A 26813-nucleotide genomic window follows, 5' to 3' on the forward strand; every position below is an offset into this window, starting at 1 on the left:
ACGCCCCCGGGTTTGCAAGCGGCTTTTTTGACGTTGGCAACAGCACTGCGGTCGAGTTCCTTCGTGTATCCGGCCTCTGGTTGCGACCTTCAACGTCGCGGGCCCTCATGGTGAGTTCGAGGAACAGGTCCAAAACGAGAGGCCGTAGTACAAGCTACTCGGGACATTACTGGTTTTCCTATTCCTGATCTCGTCGACGCTTTGCCATGACCTCCGTTCAGAACCGCCGCACCCCAGCCTGCCTTCGCGCTCAGGCGTTGGCAGGTTTCTTGTAGACGCCGCCATGAGCCATGATCGCCCATGCCATCCGCGCCATCTTGTTCGCCAATGCGACCGCTACCAGCATTTTGGGTTTGCGCATAAGCATGCGAGCCAACCACGACCCCTCCGGCGCGCCGCCGCGCTTTTGCGTTGCTTGAATCGCCGACATGGCACCGATGATCAGCAAGCGTCTCAAATCGCGTTGCCCCATCTTCGATATCTTGCCCAGCCTTGTTTTGCCGCCCGTAGAATGCTGGCGTGGTGCTAGCCCGATCCAAGCCGCAAAGTCGCGTCCCTTGCTGAACACCTCTGGTGGTGCAGCCAGCACGGCAATTGATACAGCCGTCACCGGACCGATCCCCGGCATGGTCATCAACCTGCGCGCCACATCGTTCTGACGTGCGATTTGGCGGAGCCGCCTGGTCAGTTCATCAATGCGTTCGCTCAGCCCATCAATCATATCGAAGAACATTTGGCAGAGGCTCGTCACATCGGCTGGCAAGCGCTCGGCATTCTCAGCCACATCCCTCTCCAACCGAGGAAGATGTTGAGGGCCCTTCGGAGCAACAATCCCATGTTCTGCCAGATGCCCTCGCAGCGCATTGATTGTTTGGGTGCGCTGCCCGGTCAGCAGATCGCGGGTCTTGAGTACCATCGACTGTCCTTGTTGTGCGGTGGTCTTGGTCGCCACAAAACGCATGGTTGGCCGGGACGCTGCTTCAGCGATGGCCGCAGCGTCGTTCGCATCGTTCTTTTGCCGCTTCACGTAGGGTTTGACGTATTGCGGGGCGATCAGCTTGACATCGTGACCAAGTCCGGAAAGCTCCCGGCTCCAGTGATGCGCACCTGCACAGGCCTCCAGGGCGATGATACAGGGCTCAACCCGACCGAAAAACTCCAACACTCGGCCTCGCGGTAAAGCCTTACTAAAAACCTTCGATCCGTCCTCGGCCGCTCCATGTGCGTGAAATGAATTCTTGGCAATATCCAGCCCAACAATGCTAACCTTTTCCATGGGCGCTTCCTCCTCGTAGCAAGTTTCGACACCGCTACCTTGGCACAAAGATGCCGTGAGGGGGCGTCCACCCCATCAAGAGGGAGCGCGGCAACGTGCAGCCGCCCTACCTTGAAGCCTTCCTGCACCAGCAGGCCCCGCAGCATGCGGCTGCCCGCGAACGGGAATTCCATATAAGGCTTGTCGATCCGGTGCATCAGCTTCGGATCGGCGTCCGACACCGGGCGGGGCTTGTAACACACGCTGCCGCGGCTGATCCCCAGCATGATCGCCTGGCGGCTGACGCTCAGCTTGGCGGTGGGATCGATCTTTTTTGCGCGCGCCAACAGACCCGCCTTGCCGAGCGCGCCGGACAAAAAATCGTTCTCCAGCGTCAGCTCTCCGATCTTCGCATGCAGGGTCTTCACGTCGATCACCGGTTCCGGCGCGGCCTTCATACCGTTCTCGTCCTCCAAAGCCCGCAACCGCTTCGCAACCGACGGCTCCATGCCCCCATATTTCGGTTTGTATTTGTCGAACGTCGCCGAGCTGATCCCGAGCCGCCGACATAGATCAGCCGTCTTCTCGCCAGCTTCTTGTTACCTGATCATCGCAATAATCTGTTCATCCGCAAATCGTGCCTTCATGTGTCCGTCCTTTTGTTGGGCGGACTCTACACAAATCTGGAGAAGTTTTAGGGGTACAGATCAGGTTACCATCCAGCACATTCACCCCGGTCAGCCCCATCAAAGCGCCTAAATCCATTGTCCGGCCGACGATGCAGGCACCGTTGGGGGGCGTACTACAACCGCCCTTCCAGCCGTGAGTGGCTCGACCAATACAATCATGCAAACCATCGAGGACGCACAAGATCACGCTGCGCAATGGTTATGGATTCTGTGGTTGCCGCCGTTTGTCCAAGAGGTTTTTTCCCTTATAAACAAGAGATCAGTGCAGTCGTGTATCCGGCCTATCTATGCGGCTTTCACACGCCGCTGGCCTGTTCTCTGATAGCGGCCCTGTCAAGCGGCAAAGCTGAATATCCGTCCGGGGTCATGGTTCTCTACGAGGTCGCCATTTTTTCGCCTCACTATGGTTTTCGTCAGTGGATCGTCTCCAATGCGTGGTACGGGTTATGCGGAACAATCCACATCCCAGCAGCCAGCACGAGATCGATCAACCTGCACCCCTTCGGGACTTGGCTTCCCGCCTCCTCGGGCGAGAATTCAGGTCAAGCAATGGTCTCCTTTGTCCCTTTGAACTCGGTTTCCTTTTTCCACTGCGTCAGCATCAGCACCGCGATTTTCCGGGCGGTTGCGACTGCGGCCTTGGCAAACCCACGTCGTCCAGCAAGCCTTACCGCCCAGCTCTTAAGCGCCAAGAACCGCTGCACCCGATTGATCGAGGTACTTGCGGCCTCGACCAACGCACTACGCATGGCCTTATCACCGCATTTGAGATGCGGCCGGACCAGCCCATCTCGTCTGATTGATATCGTCGTGGCGTAAAGCCGAAGAAAGCGCCACCATCGCTCGCCCTGCGAAACTGCGCAGGATCGTCGACCAGCGCGAAAAAACTCAGCAAAACGATCGGGCCAACCCCAGAGATTGTCATCAGTCGTCGGGCTACAGAGTGGCTCTGCGCTTTGTAATTGACCGCACGATCCAGATCTGCCGTGGCATGGGCAGAGATGAACCCGGCCGCGATGACACGCAGCACTGGATCGCGCTCTGCTGCAGCAGCGAGCGGGTCGCGAAAGGCCTACCGCTGTCCAGCTTTCCCGATACCCGTCAAACGGATGCCGAAGGTCTGGAGAATTCCTCGAATATGGCCTTTGAGTTCCTTGCGAAGGCTGATCAACTCCGCACGCGCACTGATTAAGCAACGCAACAGATCCGATCTTCTCAACGAAGGTGGACTGATGTGAACCAACCCGCCACGCCCTCCGGGTCAGCCGGGCACACACCTCGGGCAACGGTCTTAATGTCTGCCTCAACGACGCAGATCGAAATCTGTTTTAGCGATACGTCCAAACCGGCATGGCACTCCATGATCGTTCTCCTAACAGCGTTTTCTGGAGAGGCCAATATACAGGACCTCGTTCGCCCCTGGAGAGCGACCGCCGCAATCACACCATCTATGGTGATCTGCGGACTGGGTCCAAATCGTTGATGCGAGCATCTGGCCCGAGTCCAGTGCTGGATGTCCCATTCCAGATCTGAAAGGTAGTCGCAGAAATTCGGACTGGTTTTTGGGGTGGATCGTATAGCGAAAGTGGCGATCTACTTTGATCACCGCTCGGAAATCTTGCGAAGATCGCAGTTTGGGGCGGAACGTTGGTCAGGGCTGCCGCCGAAGGAGTATAGTTCGTTTTCGCCCACAATCCTGCGGTTCGTGCCGGCGCCTCAGGCGCACTGCTTTGACGTCACGCCCCCTGCCCCCAGAGGCCAGCACCCCATCGCCTCGCCCCCGAGGCCGGTCTTTTCGGCCATCAGCGAATTACATCCCTACCGCGAGCCAAAGACGAGACCCTGAGCCAAGACGCCCACACATAAAAAAAACCGCCCCCGAAAAGGAGCGGCCTCTATCTGGCATAAGAATAAAGATCTTACTTGATCTTGCCTTCTTTATACTCAACATGCTCACGCTTAACCGGGTCATACTTGCGGATAACCATTTTTTCGGTCATGGTGCGGGCGTTTTTCTTGGTCACATAGAAGTGCCCGGTGCCCGCCGTCGAGTTCAGACGGATCTTGATCGTCGCCGGTTTCGCCATATCGTTTCTCCTGCGTGCGAGGGAAACTCATTTCCCCGCGAAATCCTAATATCGTGCGCTTATGCCTATGTCACCGTCCCGAGTCAACGCGATTTTCCTGCTTTTGCCGCATCTTTTTTAACTCTTGCCGGATCCGATCCCAAAGCCATGAAAACAAATTGCGCGGATGGCCTATAAGCCGGATTTTGTTCCGGGGGGTGCCCCCCTTCGATGACCATTCCTCTGGCCCCACTGTTACCAGTGGGATCTAGCTGCCAACCCGGGCCTCTGGGCTGAAGCGTCCCTGCTTTTGCCCGAAAGCAATCACATGAGGCCCCTATTCGGCATTGCTCCGGGTGGGGCTTGCCATGCCGTCCGTGTTGCCACGTCCGCGGTGGGCTCTTACCCCACCGTTTCACCATTGCCCTGACCTGCAGGGCGTTCTCTTCTCTGTGGCGCTTTCCCTTGGGTTACCCCAGCCGGGCGTTACCCGGCACCCTTGCCTCATGGAGTCCGGACTTTCCTCGCATGATACGGTTTCCCAAAAAGACTTCGCATCACACGCGGCCATCCAGCCATCCGCGCAAGAGGGGGATTACGCGTCCTTGGCCCTATGGTCAATTGCAAAGCGTGCGGCAAGGTCCTGCGCAAGCCCCGCATCAATAGGGTCCACAGGTCCGGTCGCGGCCGGACGAAACCGCAAACGAAAGGCCGCAAGCAGATCATCGGCAGGCACATCAGGATAGCCAAAGCGCCGCGCAAAACCGGCAAAGCCCGCAGGATCAGCCTCTGACGCACCTTCGGGCCAGACCGCCAAACCCGCCCGCGCCAGCCTTGCCCAATCGAAACGCGCCCCCGGATCGGACTTGCGCCCCGGCGCCATATCCGAATGGCCGATCACCCCTTGGGGCGGGATCAACCAGCGCGCCATGATCCCCGCCAGCAAACCTTCAAGCGCCGCCATCTGTGGTTCGGGGAAGGGTTCAAACCCGTCATTCGCCAGCTCGATCCCGATAGAGCGGGAGTTGATATCATCCAAGCCACACCACTGCCCCGCCCCGGCATGCCAAGCACGCGCGGCCTCTTCCACCAGCGCATGCGTGGTACCGTCATAATCAAGCAAGTAATGCGCCGAGACCTCGGCCACAGGGTCGCACAGCCGCGCATGGGCCGCCGCACAGCTCTCTATCGCGGTATAGTGGATAACGATAAGACTAGGCCGCAAGCCGTTCCGTCGCACACCGAAATTCGGGGACAAAGGCATGGGCCTTATTGCAAGGCGGTCCGGAAAGGCCGCGGATCCCAGCCACAGGCAAAACCGTCGCCATCGGGATCCAGCCCCTCACGGTCACGCGCGGGGCCGCCGTTGGCCAGAAATGCCTCTTGTGCCAGATCGGGCGAGGCGTATTTGGCACAGGTCACCAACGGGTCGCGGGTGAACAGGCCGCCACGCTTATACATCTGTGTACCGGGGGCATGTGTTGTCGACAGCGCAAATTCCACGATGTTCGGCCCTATATCACCGCTGCGCTGTGGCAGGGCGGTGGGGGCGATCACCTCATATTGCGCACGTTGTCTGGCTAAGCGTTCAGCATCACTTTCGATGGTCTCACGCCCCGCAACCGCGTCAAAGTTTTGTTCATCCGAAATGCCACCTGACCGCATTTCACCCGATTCCTGCCTGATGCCTGCGGGTGCATTACCGCGCGGGCGGTTGGCCTCGGGTGTCACGCTGCCTTGACCGATCACGCGGCCCGTCTGGATCCCCGTACCATTCTCGGCATTGTCGATCGCTGCGCGGGCTGTTTCGGGCGAGAACGTCGTAGGGCTTTGCGGCAGCGTGCCAAGCGGCGCGACCGCTTGGGTATCACGCTGGCGCACATAGTCGGAATAATCCCCGAACCCGACCCCTGCACCGCTATCGGGCACAGAGGGGGCACAGGCGGCGAGCGCCAACAGGACACAGATGGCTTTAGTCGATCGCATGCGCAACTCCGGCAGCAGCATTCTGAAAGCTGTGACCTACCACCATTTTTCCGGCTTGGCTACAAATCCTGCAGCTTGCTCCAACACATAGGCATGATTTAGCAAACCTGCCTCATCCCACGGTTTGCCGATCATCTGCAACGCAAGAGGCAGGGCCTTGCTGTCCAGCCCCACGGGAACAGAAATCCCCGGCAGGCCTGCAAGGTTCACGGTCACGGTAAAGACGTCATTGAGGTACATCTCAATCGGATCCGCCGTGGCCATTTCTCCAAGACCGAACGCGGCGCTCGGGGTGGCAGGTGTCAGGATCGCATCAATACCGCTGGCAAAGACCTTGTCGAAATCCTGTTTGATCAAGGCCCGCACGCGGCGCGCACGGTTGTAATAGGCGTCATAGAACCCTGCCGACAGCACATAAGTCCCGATCATCACGCGGCGCTGCACCTCATGGCCAAAGCCTTCGGCACGGGTTTTCTCATACATCTCGGTGATGCCATCGCCCGGCCCCAGCTTGGCGCGGTGGCCATAGCGCACCCCGTCATAGCGCGCGAGGTTCGAAGAGGCCTCGGCAGGTGCGATCACATAATAAGCAGGCAGCGCGTATTTGGTATGTGGCAGGGAAATATCAACAATCTCCGCGCCCGCATCCTTGAGCATCGCCGTGCCATCGGCCCAGAGTTTCTCAATCTCGGCGGGCATGCCCTCCATCCGGTATTCCTTCGGGATACCGATTTTCTTGCCACGGATATCGCCGGTCAGCGCCGCCTCGAAATCCGGCACGGGCAAATCGGCGCTGGTGCTGTCTTTGGGGTCATGACCCGACATCGCCTCCAGCATGATCGCCGCATCGCGCACCGATTTCGTCATCGGTCCGGCCTGATCCAAGGAAGAGGCAAAGGCCACCAGGCCCCAACGGCTCACGCGGCCATAGGTCGGCTTGATGCCCACGATGCCGGTAAACGCGGCTGGCTGGCGAATAGAGCCGCCCGTATCGGTGCCGGTCGCCGCCAAACACAAATCCGCCGCAACCGCCGCCGCCGAGCCGCCCGAAGACCCACCGGGCGTAAGCGCGCGATCATCCACCTTCCAAGGGTTGATGGCATTGCCGTAACAGGATGTCTCATTCGACGACCCCATCGCGAATTCATCCATGTTCAACTTGCCCAGCATCACCGCGCCGGAATTGAAAAGTTGTGTCGTCACGGTTGATTCGTATTCGGGTTTGAACCCTTCCAGAATCCGGCTGGCCGCCTGTGAGGCCACGCCTTTGGTGCAAAACAGATCCTTGATCCCCAAGGGGATGCCGCACATCGCAGGCGCATCGCCCGCTTTGATCCGTGCGTCCGCCGCCCGCGCCATCTCCAGCGCCATTTCGGGGGTTTTATGCACATAGGCGTTCAGCCCGTCACCCGCATCCATTGCAGTCAAACAGGCCATCGTCAGGTCGGTCGCAGTCACGTCACCCTTGCGCAGGGCATCACGGGCATCCGCGATGGTAAATTCATTGAGATGTGTCATTCCATCACCTTCGGCACTGCAAAAAATCCTTCCCGCGCATCCGGGGCGTTCTTGAGGATCTGATCCGGGATATTCCCCGCCGTCACGACATCTTCGCGCATCCGAAGATGCATCGGCGTGACCGAGGTCATCGGCTCCACCCCTTCGACATCGACTTCGTTCAGCTGTTCCATAAAGCCAAGGATGCCCGAAAGCTCCGTCGCCAATGCGGGCAATTCAGCCTCTTCCACCCTGATCCGGGCGAGTTTCGCGACCTTTCGGGCGGTATCGATATCAATGGACATGCGAGCCTCTTTTCTTGTGTTGCCTCGGGTTTACCCTTGGCGGGGGATGGGCGCAAGCGGGGTCACGGCGATCTTCGCAGCGAGACATCCATCCAGATCCCGTCCTTGGCCCGCACTGTCAAATGCGCGACCGGAACCGGCACCCGCCCTGCAACGGTCGCAAAGCAGAACTTTTGTATCAGAAGCGCCAGCAAAAGCGGCCCCTCAACCATCGCAAACCCCGCACCGGGGCACACCCGTGGCCCTGCGGAAAACGGAAGGAACGCATCACGCGCACTGGTTTTGGCGGCCTCACCCTGCCAGCGGTCAGGGTCAAACTCGTCGGGCCAGTCCCAGATCCGCTCATGGCGTTGCAGGTGCCACGGGCTCAGGACAATCTGCGCGCCCTTTGCAACATCACGCCCGCGAAAGGTTTCGGGACAGGTGTTTTCACGCACCATCATCGGCACAGGCGGGTAAAGCCGCAGCGTTTCACGGAACACATCGCGGGTAAATTTCAGCTTGCCCATTGCGGTAAATTCAAGCGGGTCGTCCAGCGTCATGGCCTCGGCCGCGACCCTGTCCTGCACATCGGGATACATCGCCAGCATATAAAGCGCCCAGCCAAGCGCCGAGGCGCTGGTCTCATGCCCCGCCAAAAAGAAGATCGCGACCTGATCGATCATATCCTCGGTGCCGAAAACCTTGCCGGTTTGCGGATCGGCCGTGGTCATGATCTTGGTCGCCAGATCATCGGGTGCTGTGCCTGCCGCAATCTCGGCGACGCGGGCCTCGGTCAACTGGCGGATCAACCCGCGGATTTTTTCCGCCGTTTGTTTGGTACGACGGGAATGAAACCGCGGAAACCAACGGGGCACCGGCAGAAAGGCCGCGAAATTCAGCAGCGGTGTTCACGCTGATAGGCTTGAAACTGGTCAAAGACCTCGGCCGCGATCTCATGTTCGATCGGGATGGAAAACAGCGTGCGAAAGATGACATCGGCGGCGGCATGGCTCATCTCCGGCTCGATCTCTTGCACGCCGGGTTGCAATCGGGCCGCGGCGGCCTGCCCCGCCGCGGCCATGGCGGGAAAGGTCTCTCGGATACGGCCGCCCTCAAATGCGGGGTCGATGATCCGGCGCTGTTGCTTCCATTGGGGACCGTTGGTCAGGAAAACCGACGCGCCAAGCAGTGGCTTCAGCCCCTCACGGATACGGTCGGATTTCGGGAAATCATCAGGCCGCCCGTTCAACACCAGCCGGATCAGGGCCGGATCATTGCACATATAGCTGCGGAAAAACGGGGTGCGGAATTCGGCCATCCACGCCCGATAAAGCCGCGCAGGCTGTGCCGAGAGGATATCGCGGCGAAACAGTTTCAGATAGCGCCAAAGCGAGACCTTATCGGGCCGCGCCGCGGGTTTGGGCGGGATCATGGCGCCACCGAGATATGTTTGTTCACCGCCCGCTCTATCCGTGATGCCGAGGCAGCCCGCCCCGCATAGCGCGCGCCAAGGGTTTGCGGCCCTGCGGTGATCTGGAAATAATCGTAATCCCTTGGCTGGTCAAAGGCGCAGAGATATTGGAAATGCAGACGAAAGAAGCGCCAGCGTAACTCTTGCCAGCGGGCGGGCGACAGGCTTTGCGTAAAGGCCGCCGAAAATACCAAGGGCCAACGCTTGCCCGCAGGCGCCACCCCCGTCACCGCCACCGGATCACACAGCGCAAAGGCGCAGCCATCGCCGGGGGCCGTCACATCAACCCATGTCAGCGCATCACTGGCCGAAAGATAGGCAAGATCGGCGCGCAACCGATGCGCCTTGGGCAAAAAGGACACCATTGGCACCACCTGCCCCAGCGACAGAAATGACAACACAGGGCCATCGGCGGGCACCCGCCCCGCGCGGATCAGATCAGCCAGAACCGACACCCCCAGATGCACCCCCGAGGAATGCCCGACGAGCAAAACCTCATCGACATCCTCGTGCAAAGCCTTGCAAATCGCATCACCGAAATCTTGCATCCGCACCTCAAGCTGCGGTGGGTTCATGCCTTGTAACTGGGCCGAATAGGCATAGTCATGCATCAGATAATAGGCGAAAATCTTATTGTCGATCCGCCGGAACCAGCGCAGCAGGGCCACAGCCCCTAACAGCCCCGCGCCAAACCCCATCAGCCAGCCCCAATCCGGCAGAACCATCGCACTAAGCGCCACCGCCCCGCGCAGCAAAAGCGCCGCCAACGCCAGCTGTCCCAGCAAGAACACCACCGGATAAAGCGCCGCAATCACCGGCCCCTTGCGCAGGCGCATCAACCGGAACAGCGCACCCGAGGCGATATAGATCCACGCCGTCCTGACCAGCTGTACATAGGTTGCAAGAATGCCCGTCGCCATCGAGTCCTTGACGATATCCGACCAGACCAGCACATCCACCTGCGTCTGAATCTGCCCGTTGATCTGCGCATTCACCTGCCAGCCATATGCCCCGCCAGCCTCTTTGGGCTTGATATCAAGGGAATAGCCGGAAATCCTTGCCTGCTCTGCCGCCTCTTTGCGGTAAAGCTCGCGGTAGCGGCGGGGGTGAAACGGATCATAGCCGGGGATGTAGAAAACGCGGCGGCGCGAAACGCTCTGATCGCTTTTCATCTCTCGCCCCTACGCTCAGCTCATCCCAGAGTGCTTAGCACCGGGAAGGTTTCCAATAACCAGAACGAGAATGCCGAAAATGCGCCCGTCAGCAGGGCCGCGCCAACCACAATCAGCAACACGCCCATCGCCCGCTCGATCGTCTTCATATGCCGTTTGAGTCGCGCCATCACACCCACCGCACGTTCAATAAACATCGCCGCAAAGATGAACGGCAAGCCCAACCCCAAGGCATAGACGCCAAGCAAGGTCGTGCCACGGGTCAGGCTTGCCTCATTTGCCGCCAGTGACAGGATCGCGCCCAGTTGCGGGCCGATGCAGGGCGTCCAGCCAAAGGCAAAGGCAAGCCCCAACAGATAGGCGCCAAAGGCCGACCCGCCCTGATCACCCGCATCCAGGCGCGCCTCACGGTCCAGCATGCCAATGCGGAAAACACCCAGAAAATGCAGGCCGAACACGATCACCACCACCCCCGAAACCTTGGACAAAATATCCTGATATTCCAGAAAAAACGTGCCAAAAATAGAGGCGGTGAAGCCAAGGAACAAAAAGACTGTTGAAAGCCCCAACACAAAGAAAAGCGCAGGCAGCAAGACCCGGCGGCGTGCGGAATTGCCCTTCATATCGTTCATGCTGATCCCGCCCATATAGGCCAGATAGGGCGGTACAATCGGCAAAACGCAGGGCGAAAGGAACGACAATACCCCGGCAAGAAGCGCCACAAACATCGAGGGAAAGAGGGCTGCGTCGATAAGGTCAATTCCGGCCATGCTGTGTCCTTTACTAATGCGCTGGTCTTAGCGCGTTCCACCCGCGCTTGTCACCTGAACAGATTGTCACGTTCGCGTGGCTTGCCCATAGAGAACCACCCACAGACAAGGGCGCGAGGTTTCCCCCGCGCCCCTCTTGTCATCCTGATCGCCTTTATCGGCTAAGGTTCCACCAACCGCGACGCTTTGGTTTCGCCTCTTCTGTCGCAGTCTCCTCGGCAGAGACCGCAATCGAAGCAGCCGGTTCGGGCTTGGCTTCGTCGACCGGTGCGGGCGTTGGTTCAACAACAGGTTCCGGCATTTGGGCAGCCGCAGGTTCTGCCTTGTCGGCCGAGGCGTCCTTATCAACGGGCGCTTCGGTCACCGCTGCCTCTTTAGGCTTGGCGGCCCGGCGTGTACGCGGACGCGGCTTCTTGGCAGGTGTCGTTTCTTTTTCAGCAGCGCTCTCGCCTTCGGCTTCTGTCGTTTCGGCAACGACCTTTGGCTTGCGGGTCCGGCGGGCTTTTGGCTTTTCTGCTGGCGCTTCGACTTCTGCTGGCGTGTCCGCAGCAACCCCTTCAACAGCTTCCGATCCCTCGGCGACTGCAACGGCCTCGACAGTTTCGCTAACAGCCTCTGCCTTTGGTTTGCGGGTCCGGGAGCGGGTTCGCTTTTTGGGCGCCTCTTCGGTGAAATCAACTTCGGCTTGCACCTCTACCGGTGCAGGCTCTGCCGGTGTAGGCTCTGCACTGTCGGGTGTATCGGACTCTTCATCCTGATTGTTATTGTCCTGATCGTTGTTGTCACCCTCATCAGAACCGCCATTCGAGCGACGGCGACGACGACGGCGGCGTTTTTTGCGGCCGTTGCCATCCTTTGGCTCCTCTTCGCTGCGGGTGACGGTGCTATCGTCCTCGCCGTTCTCTTCCTCTTCCGAGGGGATCTCCGGATCTTCGATGTCATCGGCATAAGCCCCCATCATCGAGGAATTCCCCGAAATCGCGGCAGAGGTTTCCTGCACCACACGCGTTGCGGTCTTGAACTTTTCAATGCTGTAATCGGGGCTGATCATCGCGGGATCACCTTCAATCCGGACGGCCATGCCATAGCGCGCCTCGATCGTGGCGATGTGCTCGCGTTTCTGGTTCATCAGGAAGTTCACCACTGCGATCGGCGCGCGCAACAAAACCTCGCGGGATCGCTTGCGCGTCCCTTCTTCTTCCAAAGAGCGCAGGATTTGCAGCGCCATGCTGTCATCGGAACGGATCAACCCCGTGCCATGACAATGGGCGCAAGGCTGGGTCGTGCTTTCCAACATGCCGGGGCGCAGACGTTGACGGCTCATCTCCAACAGGCCAAAGCCCGAGATGCGGCCAACCTGAATCCGCGCGCGGTCGGTTTTCAGCTTTTCTTTCAGGCGCTTCTCAACCGCGGCATTGTTGCGCCGGTCTTCCATATCGATAAAGTCGATAACGATCAGCCCGGCAAGGTCACGCAGACGCAACTGGCGTGCAACCTCTTCGGCGGCCTCCAGGTTGGTCTTGGTCGCCGTATCCTCGATAGAGCCTTCCTTGGTCGCACGACCAGAGTTGACGTCGATTGCAACCAACGCCTCGGTGATACCGATCACGATATAGCCGCCGGATTTCAGCTGAACGGTCGGGTTGAACATCCCCGCCAGATAGCTTTCGACCTGATAGCGCGCAAAGAGCGGCGTCGCGTCATTATAGGGCTGCACCGCCTTGGCGTGGGTCGGCATGATCATGCGCATGAAATCCTTGGCCACGCGGTAGCCTTCGGCCCCCTCGACCAGCACTTCGTCAATCTCGCGGCTGTAAAGATCGCGGATCGAGCGTTTGATCAGATTTCCTTCCTCATAGATCGCCGCTGGCGCCGAAGATTTCAGCGTCAACTCGCGGATCTGTTCCCACAGGCGCATCAGATATTCATAGTCGCGGCGGATCTCAGGCTTGGTACGCTTGGCCCCTGCCGTGCGGATGATCAGGCCTGCGCCTTCCGGCAGCTTGATCTCGGCCGCGATTTCCTTGAGCTTTTTGCGATCATTGGCTTGGGTGATCTTGCGGCTGATGCCACCACCACGCGCCGTATTGGGCATCAGAACGCAATAGCGGCCCGCTAGCGACAGATAGGTCGTCAGAGCCGCGCCCTTGTTGCCGCGCTCTTCCTTGACCACCTGCACCAGCATGATCTGGCGCACCTTGACCACTTCCTGGATCTTGTAGCGGCGCGCACGTGGGCGGCGCGGGGCGCGGATCTCTTCGGTCACATCCTCATCGGCAACCGATTCAATACCTTCGCCGGATTCCGAGGCGGTATCCATCGCGCGGTAGGGTTCTTCCTCGTCGTCGCTTTCGTCACCATCATCTGCGACATCGTCACCCTCAGAATCGCCGTTTTCTGCGTTCTCAGTTGCACCTTCATCACTGTGGGCGGCTTCGGCCCCACCTGCGGGCACATCGGTAACCGGCTCGGCAACCTCGGCCTCGGTGGCACCGTCGCCTTCGCTTTCCTCTTCCAGATCAACGACATCCATCGCCCCGATCTCGGCCGTTTTCACCGCGTCATCGTTGTTGGAGGATTGCGCACGAGACCCGCGCCGTCCACGGGATTTTTCCTTTTCGTCGCTGTCCTCGGCTTGGGCCAAAGCACGCTCTTCATCCAACAGCGCTTGGCGATCGGCCACAGGGATCTGGTAGTAATCAGGGTGAATTTCCGCGAAGGCAAGGAAACCATGGCGGTTTCCACCATAATCCACAAATGCCGCCTGCAAGGACGGCTCTACCCGCGTTACTTTTGCGAGATAAATATTTCCAGCAAGCTGGCGTTTGTTGATGGTTTCAAAATCGAATTCCTCAACTTTGTTTCCATCCACCACAACCACCCGAGTTTCCTCGGCGTGGGTGGCATCGATAAGCATCTTCTTGGCCATTATGTTCCATAGCACCCAGTCGCGCCCACCGCGCCGGAGATTTTCCGGGGGGGCGATTTGCGCGGATGTGGTGACTTGTCTGGGCGAGGCTGCGCATCGATAGCGGCAGGCTCGGCCGTAAAGGCCCCCCCTCAGCTATAGCTAAATTTTCTGCGCGGCTCATCGCGGTTTATCCTGAATGCATTACTGCACTGTTTGAAAGGCCCGCATTGTCAATGACTTGGCGGGCAAAAGAGGGGCCTTTCGGCCGGTGGTCCACCACGTGTCCATATCGACGAGCATCTTGCCCATCCAATATTCCGCAGCGTAAATCTGTCGCGCTTACCAAGTTTGTCACATACTCGGATTTGCGTATTGCAACAATAAGGCTACAAAGCCTGTAAATACAATGGCTAATATGCAGCCAAGCCCTTTTAGGCCGGATTTGCACCGGGTCGGGCGTTGACAAATCGTGCTGCACGACCGCGCGTTATCCCTGTTTTATCGCCAAAGGACGGCAAAATTATGACACAAGGCAGAGCCCCGCCACCGGTCACAGTTCTTGTATTGGCAGCGGGGGCATCACGGCGGATGCGCGGGGTGGACAAGCTATTGGAACCTGTCGCGGGCCAACCGTTGCTGCGCCGCATTGTAGGGTCTGCCCTTGGCACCGGCGCGCCGGTTCTGGTCGCCCTGCCCCGCAATAACCCCGCGCGCAGGGCCGCGCTCGCAGGGCTTGCAGCAAGCATCATACCGGTTGCCAATACCCAAGAGGGCATGGCCAATACACTCCGTAAAGGGGTGGCCGCCCTGCCCCGCACAAATGCGGTCATGGTGCTGCTGGCCGATATGCCGGAAATCGATACAAGCGACCTCGCCACCATGATCGCGGTCTATTGCACCGCCCCGCAAAAGATCCACCGCGCCACATCCCAAGACGGGGTGCCGGGCCATCCGGTCATCTTTCCGCCTTGGGCGCATGATGATCTATTGGCCCTGCAAGGGGACGCAGGCGCAAGGGCCGTGGTCACGAAACATGCAAGGGCGGTAATTGCCGTGCCCTTAACCGCAGCCCATGCCACCACCGATCTGGACACCCCCGAAGATTGGGCCAAATGGCGCGCCGCCAGCAATGGCGACTAGGCCGGTATTCAGTGGGCCAAGAGCTTGGCTTCGTGCTTTTTCAAGGTGCGGCGGGCGGCGGCATAATCCTCCAGGCCTTCCTTGGTTTTTAGCTCGGGGAACAGTTCAAGGATCTCGTTGCGTTGCGCATTGCCCATACCTTTCAGTGTATAATCGCCCGGCTGAAAGCTTTCAGTCCACGCCCCATCCGACAGCACAACCTCATGCTGTTCAAACATAAAATGGATATAGCTGGTGCCGATGCTGTCGACGTTGAAAATCCCCTTGCCACCCACAAGATGCTTGGCCGCGACCAGAACCTCATGCTCATCAAAGTAAAGCGATGTGCGGTCGTTGGACACCAAAATCCGGTGGTTCGGGCTGACCATCATATCCCGCTCTGGCAGGCCATGCCCAAGGCTGCCACGGCGGATCATAACCGGCCGCAGATGCGGGTTGACGGTCAGCGCACCCCAATCCATTTTCTTGACACCCGTCCAGCAGATTTGCTGAATACCATTATCGCGGGTGATCACCCGATCCCCGGCGGTCAAGCTTTCAACGGGAACCTCGCCTTTCGGTGTGGCGATCAATGTGCCCGGTGTAAAACAGGGGATGACATTTTCGATATTGGCAAAATCAAGATACCCTGCCGGATTGCCATCTTCGTCAAAGAAGCTGACCGTACCATCCTCGGGGTTGTCATCCGAATAAGCGATGCTGAATGGACCAGAGCCACGCAGGTCAAGCGTGTCATAATCATCCCCCTCTTCACCGCCATCAATGAACTCACGCGGGCCATCGGCCTCGGTGCCGCCTGAAGGGGTGTTCACGATGAACACGTCCCGATCGGCACCGCCAAACAGCACATCCGCGCCTTCGCCACCGATCAGCGTATCGCCGCCTTCAGCACCGACCAGCGTATCCGCGCCTTCGTCACCCGAGAGCAGGTCGTTGCCCTCATCACCACTCAGGAAATCATTGTCGAAACCGCCATAGAGCGCATCATCGCCTTCGCCGCCGCTCAGGCTGTCATTATCATCGCCACCATAGATCGTGTCATTGCCGCCGCCACCAAAGATCACATCAAGGTTGTTCTCAGGCCGCAGGTCAATGTCATCCGGCAAATTCAAAAGATCGGCAGCACCTTCACCAAGCCCGCCATAGATCACATCGTCGCCGGCACCGCCAAAGATCGTATCAGCACCCTCGCTGCCGACAATCGTATCGTCGCCGACACCGCCATACACCAGATCCGCATCGATACCGGCGTCAATGGAATCATTTCCGGTATCGCCAAAGATGGTATCCGCGTCATCTCCGGTGATGATCGTATCATTGCCCTGACCGCCATAAACAAGGTCGCGGTCGTCTTCGGGGTTGCTATCGGCTGGATAAAAGCCGGGATAGTCGATGTCGGGCAATGCGGACGAGCCCGAGGTCTTGATGAAATCATCCCCCTCCTGGCCGTAAACCGTATCCCTACCATCCCCAGCATAGAGGAAATCACCGCCCTCCTCGCCGCGCAGCACGTCATCGCCGACACCGCCATACACCAGATCACGACCCTCGCCTGCCCAGACCGTATCATCACCCAGCCCTGAATAGACGGTATCATCGCCAGCCCCTGCACGGACACGATCATCATCGGGACCATCCGTCGCAAAAAGCGCATCACCTGCATCCACCCGATCGGAATCGATAGGATCGATATAGGCACCATCGATAAGGTCGGCGCCATCAGTGCCGCGCACGATACCGTCCCGCGTAGGGTCCACGACCGAGATCGTTGCAACACCCTCATCGGTCAGCCCATCGGGGTCAATGACGGTATAGTTGATTGTGGCCGGACCGATAAAACCGTCATTTGGCGTAAAGGTCACGCTGCGGCCATCGGTATTGACCACAACCGTCCCGTTGGCAGAGGTCGGCGTCCCCGTCAGCGCCAAATCCGCATTCGGATTGTCGACATCCGTATCATTGCCAATCAGATCGACGACCACCGCCGTATCGAGATCGGTCACCTCCCGATCCTCAACCACGACAGGGGCATCATTGACCGGGGTGACCGTGACCGAAACCGTGCTGCTTGCCTCAACCCCGTCAGGGTTGCGCACCGTATAGGTAATCGTATCCTCGCCCACAAAATCCGGGTTCGGGGTATAGGCTAGCGTGCCGTCCTCATTCACGCTTACGCTGCCATTTTCGGCTGTGGGTGTGCCGGAAACCGTCAGCGGCTGGTCATTTGTTTCGGTGTCATTCGCCAGCACAGGAATGGCATCGATTGCAGTATCCTCCATGGTCGTAACCGCATCTGGGTTCGCGGTCGGGCCATCAGGTGCATTATCGACCGTATCGGACAGCGAGAACATCCCGACAGTGCCCTGAAACGGCGTATCCAGATTGTTCAGCGCACCGGCATCCGATTGCGACTGACCCGCACCGATGAGCCAAGGCTGGTTTATCGGCCCCTGATCCATGGTCAACCCCGCCGGCACTTCAGCCTCATAGCCGATATCGGTGGTCAGGTTGGAAATCTGCAACGTACCGCCAACAGCCGCATCCCATGAGTAGACCAGATTGATATCATCGCCTGGATTCACAAAACCGGCTTCGGTCTGGAAGGTCGCCGTATCACATCCCGATTCATGCGAAACCATGACAGATCCGTCAGGCATCACCTCGATCCGGTAGCCTCCGTCGGTTTCACTCAATGTATCCCGCGACAGAACCGTATTGGGTGTATCACCGACATGCGCACCCTGAGAGAACTGGATCTCCAAGGTGCCACTCGACATCTGGAACGTCTCATCAGGATAAATCTTTACCTTGTCATCTACGCCGTCGAGGACGACCTGACTGCCGTTTGACATTGCGCCATCAAGATAGACCCCGTTCTGCACACCGTTTTCCAAGGCGGAATCGGTTACAGTGGTGCCTGTTTCATCGAAATTATACAGCGCAAATACCGGCATCTACTTCATTCCTCACTACAGCAACTCAGACCCAAGAACAGTTAAGGTCGTCCCATCAAGCTCGGCATTGGTAGCCGAAAAAACAACGCGAACCAGACGCTCCGGTCTTTACGCGACAACGCAGCCAGCTCGATCGAGTGAGATAGAAAAGATAGGATTCCTGCGATGGGTATTAACCCAAATACGCCAATACTCCTATGAGCCATCATATATCAAAATGGCTCACATCCACTCTTACCAACCGCCCCCGCGGCCACAATCCTTCCCAGATTAAGGATCTGTTTACTATTACAAGGGTCAGGCGCTGTCGCAAAGGGAAATCAGTCAGGTATCAGCCGCCAATATCTGTTTGTTTTGGGGCAAAACAGTGGATTAACGCAACTTAACACCAAGGAGCACCAATTTCATTGTCTCCGAAATTGCCGGTCAACCTGTCCATATCGGCAGATTTTAAACTGTTTTTTCAATGTTTTCTTCTAAAGCGTGAGTGAATTGACCTTGACTGTAAACAAACAAGAAACCCAAGTCGGCACTGATTCCCCAATTAACCAATGATCAAAACAGCAACACCCGATAAGGTTGCAAACAGAACAGACGATATACCACAGCGGGTAATCACAGAGTATATAGTTAACAATACGGATGTTCTCCCGAATCACTTTATTCGGAGCTAAGATCTGGTGGCGCGAAATGGAACAACGAAACCACTCCTGCATAAGAATCAAAGATTGCGTCTTCGCATCAATCTATTAAAAATATCGGTAGCCAAAAGGTCAGGTCTGGTCCCGGCAAATCAATCACTATGCAGCGACCTGATAGCGGTTCAGGGCTTAGCTTATGCACCCGAGCATGAAGCGCAACAAAGTGGAGATCTGCGACAAGTTTGATCAACCTTACTCGTGATATACCAACGAGAACTGCGACCCAGTCGCGGAGTTCAACAACGACTTGGACAGGCAGCACCCAAAGAACTTGGCTTGCTGTAGGATGACGTTACTACAGCAAGCCAAAGTAACGGCCTACCGCGCTTACGATAATCGACCCGCTCCATTTTCCCACAAGCGCCAGTTCCATAGACAGCGAGAAAGCAAAAGAACAAAACAAGAGACAAGGAAAGATAGGCGGAGCAAATTCTGCTTCAACAATCCCTAGCCGTATAATTAGGCTTTCAAGAACATATTGAAATCAAACTGGTGCCCGAGGGGAGACTCGAACTCCCACGTCTTGCGACGGGGGATTTTGAATCCCCTGCGTCTACCATTCCGCCACTCGGGCCCAGTGAGAGCGATGTAACGCGCCTTGCGGGGCGCGTCAATCGGCTGTCTGTCCCAATTTTACACTTAAAGCGATTTTGCCGCTATGTCGGCGCCCTGAACCGGGGTCAGCACCGGCCCAGAGGTTTTTCGCACAGGCTGCGATGGCAATTTGCAAAGGGCTGCCCCGTCGCCGCTGAGCCTCGATTCGCCTGCAATTCTGTGCCCCGGCCAATCTTGCGTGGCGATACGGTCATACCCCAAGACCCCGTTGTCCCCTTGACGGCAATTGCACCGCGTGATGCAAGACCCCAAATCAACAGGAGCATCCATGATCCGCGCTTTATACAACTGGACGTTGGGTCTGGCCCAATCGCCCCACGCCTTATGGGCCCTGGCGATTGTGGCCTTCGTCGAAAGCTCGGTCTTTCCCATCCCACCTGATATCCTGATGATACCGATGATCATTGCGGCCCCGCGTCGTGCCTTTTTGATCGCAGGTATTGCCACTGTTGCCTCGGTTCTGGGCGGCGCCTTTGGTTACTTCATCGGCGCAGTGTTCTTTGAACAGATCGGCCTGCCGGTGTTGGAGTTTTATGGCAAGACCGAGAGCTTTGCCGGTTTCCAGCTTCGCTATAACGAATATGGTGCATGGGCTGTGTTGATCGCCGGTGTTACGCCCTTTCCCTACAAGGTCATCACAATCCTGTCGGGGGCAACATCCCTGTCATTCCCGGTTTTCATGCTGGCCAGTGTTATTGCCCGCGGCCTTCGCTTTTTCCTGATTGCGGCGCTGTTGTACAAATTCGGCGCACCAATACGTGATTTTATCGAACGCCGTCTTGGTTTTATGTTCACCCTTGCGGTTACCCTTTTGATCGCCGGATTTGTGGCAGTGAGGTATCTATGAGCCAACGAAACAGCACAATTTTGCTGGCAATGGCAGGCTCCACGGGGTTGTTGCTGGGGGCGTTTGCGTTTCAGTATATCGGCGGCATGTTCCCTTGTGAGCTGTGCCTCTGGCAGCGCTGGCCCCATGCGGCGGCGCTTGTCATCGGGGTATTTGCGCTGGTTTCACGTCTGCGCTTATTGCCCTATCTTGGCGCGCTTGCCGCCCTTGCATCCGCCGGGGTCGCGCTGTTCCATACCGGGGTAGAGCGCGCGTGGTGGGATGGCCTGGCCTCCTGTAGCGGCGGCTCCATAGGCGGGTTGAGCGTGGATGATTTGCTTAACCCAAGCGTCATTATTGCGGCACCTGCGCGCTGTGATGCGGTTGCATGGGAAATGTTTGGCCTGTCGATGGCGTCGTGGAACGGGATCCTGTCAGTTATTCTGGCGCTGATCTGGCTTGCCGCGGCACGGCAAGAGGCGGATTAGGCCGCCTCTGCCTTGGGCGGCGAAAGTGCGATAAGTGTGGACCCTTCTGCCGGTATGGTTTTGCTATCCTGCGCCACCAACCGCAAATCTCCTTTGGCGGGAAGTTCACAGAGCAAGACCGAATCCGGTCTGTCCTTGCGCCAATCCTCAAAGCTGTATTCCTCGGTCACCTTGGTGGCGCGCACGGTCCAGCCTTGGATCAACAGCGCCTCCAACTCATGATAGGTGCGACCGTCGCCCAACCTTCGCCCGCCAAGCGTGACCGGCAGGCTGTGGCGCTGGCTCTCGCTTTTGTCGCGCGGCAATTGCCAGACCTTGTCACGGCCGAACTCAGGCGCCAGATCGGTGGTGACCAATGTATTGTAGCTGTCATTATCCGTTGCTGCGAAAATCGTAGAAAAGCCGATGAATTCGACCTGGCTTTCGGCGGCTTCGGACAGGATATCGCCGTAAAAAACCGGCAGCCCGGCCGTGCGGGCAAGGCGCAAGCGGCCAAGGTTCATATCGGTGATCAGCACCGGGATCTCTGCCTTTTGCAGCGCCGCACCCAAGCCTGCCGTCAGCCGCGTACCGCCTACCAAAAGCACCCCCGGCACCTCGGCGGCGCGCAGACCCAAAAGGCTGGCCAGCGGGGTCAGGCCAAAGCCGTTGATCACCACGGTCGAGGCAACAAGCGCGAATGCCAGCGGCCCGATCGCGGCCCCATCCGCAATCCCCAAGCCGACCAACCTTTCGCCAAACAGCCCCGCCACGGCCATCAAGACCACGCCCCGCGGGCCGGTAAAAGCAACCAGAATTCGCTCGCGCAGCGGCAGGTCGGTGCCCAACAGCGCCACCATCACCGTGAAGGGGCGCGCCACAAGCACCACCAGCAACACAAACAACACCGCCCGCAGATCCAGCGCCAGCAGCGCCTCCATCTTCAGTCCCGCCGCCAGCAGGATAAACACGCCCGAGACCAGCAGGATCGTCGCGTGTTCCTTGAAGCGGCGCAGTTCTTCATAGCTGGGCAGTTGCGCATTGGCGATCACAAGCCCCATCACCGTTACCGCCAACAAGCCACTTTCATGCATCAAACGGTCGGTCAGGGCAAAGGCCCCCAATAACACAACAAAGAGCACCGGAATTTTCATATATTCCGGCACCATCCCTCGTCGGAACGTATAGGAAACACCCCGCCCCGCCAAAAAGCCGGTCAGCGTGGCAAAGAAAATCCCGTTGAAATAATGCACCGCCGCATCCGAGGCATCTGAATTGGTCGCCAGAACCTGCACCGCACCAAAGGCCAGCACCGCCGCAAGCGCGCCCACCGGATCGTTTACAATCGCCTCCCATTGCAACAAGGCCGCGGGCCTGCGCGACAGCCGCGCATGACGCAGCAAAGGCGCGATCACCGTCGGGCCAGTCACAATCATAATCCCGCCAAAGACCGCAGACGCCCCCCAGCCCAACCCGGCCCCGTAATGCACCGCCAGCGCCGAGGTCAGCCAGCCCAAGGGCGCGCCGATAATCACCAGCCGCCGCACCCCCTTGGCCGCATCCTGCAGCGCATGAAGGTTCAGCGTCAGCCCCCCCTCGAACAGGATCACCGCCACCGCGACCGAGATCATCGGCCCGACCAGATCCCCGATATCGCGCGCGGGGATAAACACCCCCGTCACCGGCCCGACGATCAGCCCCGCGACAAGCATCAGCACAATCGCGGGCATCTGGATGCGCCACGCCAACCACTGCGCCCCGACCCCGATCACCCCGACAAGGGCAAAAGCTTCGACCGGGCTCAGGCCCGCGGTTTCAAGGGCCATAGGGGCTTACCTTTTCTGTGGTGTGATCTGCGGATTGAAACAGGCGTGCGTGTTCTTGTAGTGCGAAACGGTCGGTCATCCCTGCAACATAATCCGCCACGATGCGCGCCAGCAAGGTTTGTGTATCGGCGCGGGCAACATCCTCGCGCCACTCCTCCGGCAGGGTTTCGGGATGCGACATATAAAGCGGGAACAGATCGCGCAGGGCCGATGTCACCCTTGCGCGCTCTTTCATCACGCTTGGCGCGCGGTACATGCGGGTAAAGAGGAAAGAACGGATCGCCTTCAGCTCTTGGTAAAGCGGTTTGGAAAAGCGGATCACGGTATCATCCATCGCACGAATATCATGCACCGATTGCGGATCGGCCGCCGTCAGCCGGATATTGGCCACCGCGATCACATCCTCGACCATACGGCCAAAGACACGGCGCAGGGCCTCATGCCGACGGCGCATCTTGTCAAGGCCGGGATGCAGCGCATCCACCTCCTCGAACGCGGGGCCGGTGACGGGCAGCTCCATCAGGTCATCCTCATTGAACAGGCCCGACCGTAACCCGTCATGCAGGTCATGGTGCGAATAGGCGATGTCATCGGCGATGGCTGCCACCTGCGCCTCGGCGCTGGCAAAGGTTTGCAGCTCCAGATCCCATTCGGCGTTCGCCTCGACCAGCGCATAGGGAAGCGCCTCACCCACACCCGCGACAACAGGGCCGTTATGCTTGGCGATCCCTTCCAGCGTTTCCCATGTCAGGTTCAGCCCGTCGAAATCGGCGTAATGCCGTTCCAGCCGTGTGACGATTCGCAGGGCCTGGGCATTATGATCAAACCCACCATAAGGGGCCATCAGATCGGACAGGGCATCCTCTCCGGTATGGCCAAAGGGGGTGTGGCCAAGGTCGTGCGCCAGGGCAATTGCCTCGGCCAGATCGGTGTTCAGACCCAATACCCCCGAAATCGTGCGCGCCACCTGCGCCACCTCGATCGAATGGGTCAGGCGGGTGCGGTAATAATCACCTTCATGTTCCACAAAAACCTGCGTCTTGTGTTTCAACCGCCGGAAGGCCGAAGAATGGATGATCCGGTCGCGGTCACGTTGAAAAGCGGAACGGAAAGACGACATCCGTTCGGGGTGCAATCGGCCACGGGTGGCGTCCGGCTGGCAAGCAAAGGGTGCGAGCATGATGTCAAACCTGTTGGGCCGCAATCGCGGCTATCATCTTACCCTATAAGCGATTCTGTTAAAGATGGCACCCACCCTGCACATGTCTTGTCGCATTGATCCCGCGCCCCTATATTGGGGATACGTCCCATGACCGATAGGCCCTGATATGACATTGACCCTGCCCCCCCGCGTGACCGACCGTGCTTTTGCCCGACTGGCCGAGATTGCCGAGGAAGCGGGCGAAGTAAAGGCCCTGCGCGTGGCCGTAGAGGGTGGCGGCTGTTCCGGCTTTCAATATGATATAAGGCTTGATGAGCCTGCCCCCGATGACACCATCTTTGAAAAGGACGGCATGAAGGTGCTGGTGGATGAGGTATCGATGCCGTTTCTTGCCAATGCCGTGATCGATTTCACCGAGGAGTTGATCGGCGCGCGTTTCGTGATCGAAAACCCGAATGCCAGCAGCTCTTGCGGCTGTGGAACCTCCTTTTCCATGTAGGCCCTTTTCCATGTAGGCTTGTCCCTTGGGGCCTGCCCCCTTAGAACAGGGCAAAACAGGGGGCCACATGAAACTTGCGACATTCAACATCAACGGTATCAAAGCCCGCATTGACGCGCTGCCCCGCTGGCTGGAAGCGGCAAAACCCGAAGCCGTGGCCTTGCAAGAGATCAAATCCGTCGATGAAAACTTCCCACGCACCCTGTTCGAGGATATGGGATACCAGGTCGAAACCCATGGGCAAAAGGGGTTTAACGGTGTTGCGATCCTGTCCCGCCTGCCGTTGGAAGATATAGTGCGCGGGTTGCCCGGTGACGAAAGTGACGAACAAGCGCGCTGGATAGAAGCCACCGTGATGGGCGATCGCGCCGTTCGTCTGTGCGGGCTTTATCTGCCCAACGGCAACCCCACGCCGGGACCGAAATATGACTACAAGCTGGCATGGATGGCCCGGATGGAGGCGCGCGTGGCCGAATTGCTGTGCCTTGAGGAACCCTTGGTGGTTGCGGGTGATTACAACGTCATCCCCCAGCCCGAAGATGCCGCAAACCCGATGGCATGGGCTGACGATGCGCTGTTCCTGCCCGCCACCCGCGCCGCATTCCGCCGCATCGTGAACCTTGGCCTGACGGATGCCTTTCGCGCGCAAAATCAAGCGCCGGGGCAATACAGCTTTTGGGACTATCAGGCCGGCGCATGGGAGAAAAACAACGGCATCCGCATTGATCACCTGCTTTTATCTCCACAAGCGGCCGATCTATTGCGCGATTGCCGGATTGACCGCGAAGTGCGCGCCGAGGAAAAGCCCTCGGATCATGTACCGGTCTGGATCGACCTCGCCGCCTAGTGCGGGGTGGTCACATCGTGGCTGTAAATCCAGTCATACCGCTTTAATGCCAAACCCGGCGCCATCGCCCCGCCCAGCCGAAGACCCATATGCGCCACGCTGCGCATCGGTTCACGCAGGTGATAGGCGCGAGCATTGCCATTGGCAGCTTGAACGATTCGCGTGCAACGTTGCGCCCGTGCGGCTTGATAGGCAGGCAAACCCTTGTCCGGCCCCAAGCGATCGAGGCAGTCGGTCAGTACCCAAGCATCCTCCAGCGCCATATTCGCGCCTTGGGCAAGAAACGGCAGCGTGGGATGCGCTGCATCGCCAAGGATTGCCGCGCGATTGCCATGCCAACACTTCGCCACCCGATGACGGAACAAGCCCCACAGCCAGACCTCGTCGACCTGCTCCAACCACTGTTGCACACGCGGGTTGAACCCTTCAAAGGCCAGCCTCATTTCCATCGGATCATCGCGCATGTTCCAGTTTTCTTCTGCCCATTGGCGCCGTTCTTCGACCGCAACAATGTTGCGCAAAGTGCCGCCACGCAGGGGATAGCTGACCAGATGGCGACCCGCACCCATGTGCACCTCGGCCTCGGGCGCTGCATCCGCTTCTGCCGGGATCAGGGCGCGCCATGCAACCTGATGGGTGAAAAACGGTGCCGCCGCCCCGTTGAGCGCCGCGCGCACCTTGGAATGCAGCCCATCCGCGCCGATCAGAAAATTGACATTGCGTTCCGCCCCTTGGGCAGTGATGAGGCGGGGCTGGCTGCCCGAAAGGTCCACCTCCTCGATGCGCTGCAAAAGTTGCATCTCAACGCCTGCATCCTCGGCGGATTTGCGCAAAATCTCGATCAAATCAGCGCGGTGCATAAGATGGAAAGTCTGGCCGCGGCTGGTCAGGTCCAATCGCGTTACCGTATCGCCGCTATACCCGTCGCGCAGATGCACCGCCTGCCCGACAACAGACCCCGCATCCGACGCGCTTTGCAGACCAAGCGCACGCAGCACCGCCGCCCCGTTGGGCGAGACCTGCAACCCCGCGCCGACCTCACGGATCGCATCTGCCTGTTCCAAAAGCGTAACCTTGGCCCCGCGCTGTGCAAGGGCAGTGCCGACCGCCAACCCGGCAACGCCAGCGCCCAGAACCGTGATATCCATATTTTTCAACATCGTCTTCCGGGCCTTCCGAACGCAGCAAGGCCAGACCAACGGGTCTGGCCTTGGCTCATGACACCGCCACCAGTCGTGACGGATAAATCAATCTTCGCGGTGAACCCGTTCCCGGCGTTCGTGTTTTTCCTGCGCTTCCAGTGTCATGGTCGCAATCGGGCGCGCATCAAGCCGCTTGAGGGAAATCGGTTCACCCGACGCCTCGCAATAGCCGAATTCGCCGTTTTCAATACGCCGCAGGGCAGCATCAATCTTGGCCACCAGTTTGCGCTGCCGATCACGGGTGCGCAGCTCCAGCGCGCGGTCGGTTTCTTCGGATGCGCGGTCGGCAACATCGGGCACTGCGCGGGCAGAACCCTGCAAGACCTCGATGGTTTCGGCAGATTGGTCCAGCAGTTCTTGTTTCCAAGTCGCCAGTTTGCGACGAAAATATTCCAGCTGGCGATCATTCATGAATGGCTCGCTTTCAGCCGGGCGGTAATCGTCGGGAAGAAAGGACTGTGCCTTCATCT

At 58.6% G+C, this 26813-nt stretch carries 21 protein-coding genes, 1 tRNA gene, 1 other RNA gene and 2 pseudogenes; 6 read left to right on the top strand and 19 right to left on the bottom strand.

The window, feature by feature from the left end; genetic code table 11:
- Positions 1-250: 250 nt before the first annotated feature.
- The 3 genes and pseudogenes from AKU94_RS10600 to AKU94_RS20435 form a co-directional block, all read right to left on the bottom strand.
- Positions 251-1276, bottom strand: coding sequence for an IS110 family RNA-guided transposase (locus AKU94_RS10600; RefSeq protein WP_050525391.1), 1026 nt, complete (start codon positions 1274-1276; stop codon positions 251-253).
- 395 nt (positions 1277-1671) lie between these two features.
- Positions 1672-1902: pseudogene (locus AKU94_RS20430) on the bottom strand (transposase); the annotation flags it as partial.
- Between the two features lie 709 nt (positions 1903-2611).
- Entirely contained in the window at positions 2612-2869 is a 258-nt protein-coding gene (locus tag AKU94_RS20435; RefSeq protein ID WP_232295749.1) for a transposase, read from the bottom strand.
- Positions 2870-2887: 18 nt separating this feature from the next.
- Here AKU94_RS20435 and AKU94_RS20440 point away from each other — a divergent pair, with 18 nt between their 5' ends.
- Positions 2888-3136: a hypothetical protein gene (locus AKU94_RS20440; protein WP_232295752.1), complete on the top strand. Its 249-nt coding sequence runs from the start codon at positions 2888-2890 to the stop codon at positions 3134-3136.
- A gap of 727 nt (positions 3137-3863) precedes the next feature.
- Here AKU94_RS20440 and rpmG read toward each other — a convergent pair.
- From rpmG to AKU94_RS10655, 10 genes and pseudogenes are all read right to left on the bottom strand, one after another.
- On the bottom strand, positions 3864-4031 hold the full coding sequence (rpmG, locus tag AKU94_RS10615; RefSeq protein ID WP_050527256.1) for a 50S ribosomal protein L33: 168 nt from the start codon (positions 4029-4031) through the stop codon (positions 3864-3866).
- A gap of 158 nt (positions 4032-4189) precedes the next feature.
- An RNA gene (rnpB, locus tag AKU94_RS10895) (RNase P RNA component class A) lies at positions 4190-4593 on the bottom strand.
- A 12-nt stretch (positions 4594-4605) separates the two neighbouring features.
- Complete coding sequence (locus tag AKU94_RS10620) at positions 4606-5274, bottom strand: N-acetylmuramoyl-L-alanine amidase (RefSeq protein WP_050527257.1); 669 nt, start codon at positions 5272-5274, stop codon at positions 4606-4608.
- A 5-nt stretch (positions 5275-5279) separates the two neighbouring features.
- The gene (locus AKU94_RS10625) at positions 5280-5996 is read right to left on the bottom strand and encodes a hypothetical protein (RefSeq protein ID WP_050527298.1); all 717 of its coding nucleotides are present in this window, start codon (positions 5994-5996) and stop codon (positions 5280-5282) included.
- A gap of 36 nt (positions 5997-6032) precedes the next feature.
- The gene (gene gatA / locus AKU94_RS10630; RefSeq protein WP_050527258.1) at positions 6033-7514 is read right to left on the bottom strand and encodes an Asp-tRNA(Asn)/Glu-tRNA(Gln) amidotransferase subunit GatA; all 1482 of its coding nucleotides are present in this window, start codon (positions 7512-7514) and stop codon (positions 6033-6035) included.
- Positions 7511-7798 carry an Asp-tRNA(Asn)/Glu-tRNA(Gln) amidotransferase subunit GatC gene (gene gatC / locus AKU94_RS10635; RefSeq protein ID WP_050527259.1) on the bottom strand — a complete coding sequence of 96 codons (288 nt, stop codon included), beginning with the start codon at positions 7796-7798 and terminating at the stop codon, positions 7511-7513. The genes gatA and gatC overlap by 4 nt, the downstream gene beginning before the upstream one ends.
- A gap of 62 nt (positions 7799-7860) precedes the next feature.
- Positions 7861-9212, bottom strand: a pseudogene (locus AKU94_RS10640) (cytochrome P450).
- Positions 9209-10423: a hypothetical protein gene (locus AKU94_RS10645; RefSeq protein WP_050527260.1), complete on the bottom strand. Its 1215-nt coding sequence runs from the start codon at positions 10421-10423 to the stop codon at positions 9209-9211. The pseudogene AKU94_RS10640 and the gene AKU94_RS10645 overlap by 4 nt, the downstream one beginning before the upstream one ends.
- 20 nt (positions 10424-10443) lie before the next feature.
- Complete coding sequence (locus tag AKU94_RS10650; protein WP_050527261.1) at positions 10444-11193, bottom strand: cytochrome c biogenesis CcdA family protein; 750 nt, start codon at positions 11191-11193, stop codon at positions 10444-10446.
- A 154-nt stretch (positions 11194-11347) separates the two neighbouring features.
- Entirely contained in the window at positions 11348-14122 is a 2775-nt protein-coding gene (locus tag AKU94_RS10655; RefSeq protein WP_050527262.1) for an Rne/Rng family ribonuclease, read from the bottom strand.
- A gap of 504 nt (positions 14123-14626) precedes the next feature.
- Between AKU94_RS10655 and AKU94_RS10660 the strand changes: the two genes are divergently transcribed.
- Positions 14627-15244 carry a nucleotidyltransferase family protein gene (locus tag AKU94_RS10660; protein ID WP_050527263.1) on the top strand — a complete coding sequence of 206 codons (618 nt, stop codon included), beginning with the start codon at positions 14627-14629 and terminating at the stop codon, positions 15242-15244.
- Positions 15245-15252: 8 nt separating this feature from the next.
- Here AKU94_RS10660 and AKU94_RS10665 read toward each other — a convergent pair whose 3' ends face one another.
- Both AKU94_RS10665 and AKU94_RS10670 read right to left on the bottom strand, forming a co-directional pair.
- Positions 15253-18198 carry a Hint domain-containing protein gene (locus tag AKU94_RS10665; RefSeq protein ID WP_050527264.1) on the bottom strand — a complete coding sequence of 982 codons (2946 nt, stop codon included), beginning with the start codon at positions 18196-18198 and terminating at the stop codon, positions 15253-15255.
- A 1191-nt stretch (positions 18199-19389) separates the two neighbouring features.
- A tRNA-Leu gene (locus AKU94_RS10670) sits at positions 19390-19473 on the bottom strand.
- 309 nt (positions 19474-19782) lie between these two features.
- On the opposite strand from AKU94_RS10670, the gene AKU94_RS10680 reads away from it, so the two are divergent.
- The gene (locus tag AKU94_RS10680; protein ID WP_050527266.1) at positions 19783-20361 is read left to right on the top strand and encodes a YqaA family protein; all 579 of its coding nucleotides are present in this window, start codon (positions 19783-19785) and stop codon (positions 20359-20361) included.
- On the top strand, positions 20358-20828 hold the full coding sequence (locus AKU94_RS10685; protein WP_050527267.1) for a disulfide bond formation protein B: 471 nt from the start codon (positions 20358-20360) through the stop codon (positions 20826-20828). Before AKU94_RS10680 ends, AKU94_RS10685 begins: the two co-directional genes overlap by 4 nt.
- Here AKU94_RS10685 and AKU94_RS10690 read toward each other — a convergent pair.
- Positions 20825-22633 carry a cation:proton antiporter gene (locus AKU94_RS10690; protein WP_050527268.1) on the bottom strand — a complete coding sequence of 603 codons (1809 nt, stop codon included), beginning with the start codon at positions 22631-22633 and terminating at the stop codon, positions 20825-20827. The genes AKU94_RS10685 and AKU94_RS10690 overlap by 4 nt on opposite strands.
- Entirely contained in the window at positions 22623-23813 is a 1191-nt protein-coding gene (locus tag AKU94_RS10695; RefSeq protein ID WP_050527269.1) for a deoxyguanosinetriphosphate triphosphohydrolase, read from the bottom strand. The genes AKU94_RS10690 and AKU94_RS10695 overlap by 11 nt, the downstream gene beginning before the upstream one ends.
- A gap of 154 nt (positions 23814-23967) precedes the next feature.
- Here AKU94_RS10695 and AKU94_RS10700 point away from each other — a divergent pair, with 154 nt between their 5' ends.
- Positions 23968-24294 carry a HesB/IscA family protein gene (locus tag AKU94_RS10700; protein WP_050527299.1) on the top strand — a complete coding sequence of 109 codons (327 nt, stop codon included), beginning with the start codon at positions 23968-23970 and terminating at the stop codon, positions 24292-24294.
- A 67-nt stretch (positions 24295-24361) separates the two neighbouring features.
- Positions 24362-25141 carry an exodeoxyribonuclease III gene (gene xth / locus AKU94_RS10705; protein WP_050527270.1) on the top strand — a complete coding sequence of 260 codons (780 nt, stop codon included), beginning with the start codon at positions 24362-24364 and terminating at the stop codon, positions 25139-25141.
- On the opposite strand, the gene AKU94_RS10710 is transcribed toward xth, so the two are convergent.
- Positions 25138-26301 carry an FAD-dependent monooxygenase gene (locus AKU94_RS10710; RefSeq protein ID WP_050527271.1) on the bottom strand — a complete coding sequence of 388 codons (1164 nt, stop codon included), beginning with the start codon at positions 26299-26301 and terminating at the stop codon, positions 25138-25140. The two genes, xth and AKU94_RS10710, sit on opposite strands and share 4 nt — an antisense overlap.
- Positions 26302-26388: 87 nt before the next feature.
- Positions 26389-26811, bottom strand: a complete 423-nt coding sequence (gene dksA, locus AKU94_RS10715) for an RNA polymerase-binding protein DksA (RefSeq protein ID WP_050527300.1) — start codon at positions 26809-26811, stop codon at positions 26389-26391.
- Between the last annotated feature and the right edge of the window lie 2 nt (positions 26812-26813).

The sequence above is a fragment of the Pseudorhodobacter aquimaris genome (genome assembly GCF_001202025.1).
GTDB lineage: Bacteria > Pseudomonadota > Alphaproteobacteria > Rhodobacterales > Rhodobacteraceae > Pseudorhodobacter > Pseudorhodobacter aquimaris.

Bases quoted from the DNA above. Each gene is read 5' to 3' on its own strand.
- AKU94_RS10600 (WP_050525391.1), bottom strand. From the start codon at position 1,276: ATGGAAAAGGTTAGCATTGTTGGGCTGGATATTGCCAAGAATTCATTT.
- AKU94_RS20435 (WP_232295749.1), bottom strand. From the start codon at position 2,869: ATGACAATCTCTGGGGTTGGCCCGATCGTTTTGCTGAGTTTTTTCGCG.
- rpmG (WP_050527256.1), bottom strand. From the start codon at position 4,031: ATGGCGAAACCGGCGACGATCAAGATCCGTCTGAACTCGACGGCGGGC.
- AKU94_RS10620 (WP_050527257.1), bottom strand. From the start codon at position 5,274: ATGCCTTTGTCCCCGAATTTCGGTGTGCGACGGAACGGCTTGCGGCCT.
- AKU94_RS10625 (WP_050527298.1), bottom strand. From the start codon at position 5,996: ATGCGATCGACTAAAGCCATCTGTGTCCTGTTGGCGCTCGCCGCCTGT.
- gatA (WP_050527258.1), bottom strand. From the start codon at position 7,514: ATGACACATCTCAATGAATTTACCATCGCGGATGCCCGTGATGCCCTG.
- gatC (WP_050527259.1), bottom strand. From the start codon at position 7,798: ATGTCCATTGATATCGATACCGCCCGAAAGGTCGCGAAACTCGCCCGG.
- AKU94_RS10645 (WP_050527260.1), bottom strand. From the start codon at position 10,423: ATGAAAAGCGATCAGAGCGTTTCGCGCCGCCGCGTTTTCTACATCCCC.
- AKU94_RS10650 (WP_050527261.1), bottom strand. From the start codon at position 11,193: ATGGCCGGAATTGACCTTATCGACGCAGCCCTCTTTCCCTCGATGTTT.
- AKU94_RS10655 (WP_050527262.1), bottom strand. From the start codon at position 14,122: ATGGCCAAGAAGATGCTTATCGATGCCACCCACGCCGAGGAAACTCGG.
- AKU94_RS10660 (WP_050527263.1), top strand. From the start codon at position 14,627: ATGACACAAGGCAGAGCCCCGCCACCGGTCACAGTTCTTGTATTGGCA.
- AKU94_RS10665 (WP_050527264.1), bottom strand. From the start codon at position 18,198: ATGCCGGTATTTGCGCTGTATAATTTCGATGAAACAGGCACCACTGTA.
- AKU94_RS10680 (WP_050527266.1), top strand. From the start codon at position 19,783: ATGATCCGCGCTTTATACAACTGGACGTTGGGTCTGGCCCAATCGCCC.
- AKU94_RS10685 (WP_050527267.1), top strand. From the start codon at position 20,358: ATGAGCCAACGAAACAGCACAATTTTGCTGGCAATGGCAGGCTCCACG.
- AKU94_RS10690 (WP_050527268.1), bottom strand. From the start codon at position 22,633: ATGGCCCTTGAAACCGCGGGCCTGAGCCCGGTCGAAGCTTTTGCCCTT.
- AKU94_RS10695 (WP_050527269.1), bottom strand. From the start codon at position 23,813: ATGCTCGCACCCTTTGCTTGCCAGCCGGACGCCACCCGTGGCCGATTG.
- xth (WP_050527270.1), top strand. From the start codon at position 24,362: ATGAAACTTGCGACATTCAACATCAACGGTATCAAAGCCCGCATTGAC.
- AKU94_RS10710 (WP_050527271.1), bottom strand. From the start codon at position 26,301: ATGTTGAAAAATATGGATATCACGGTTCTGGGCGCTGGCGTTGCCGGG.
- dksA (WP_050527300.1), bottom strand. From the start codon at position 26,811: ATGAAGGCACAGTCCTTTCTTCCCGACGATTACCGCCCGGCTGAAAGC.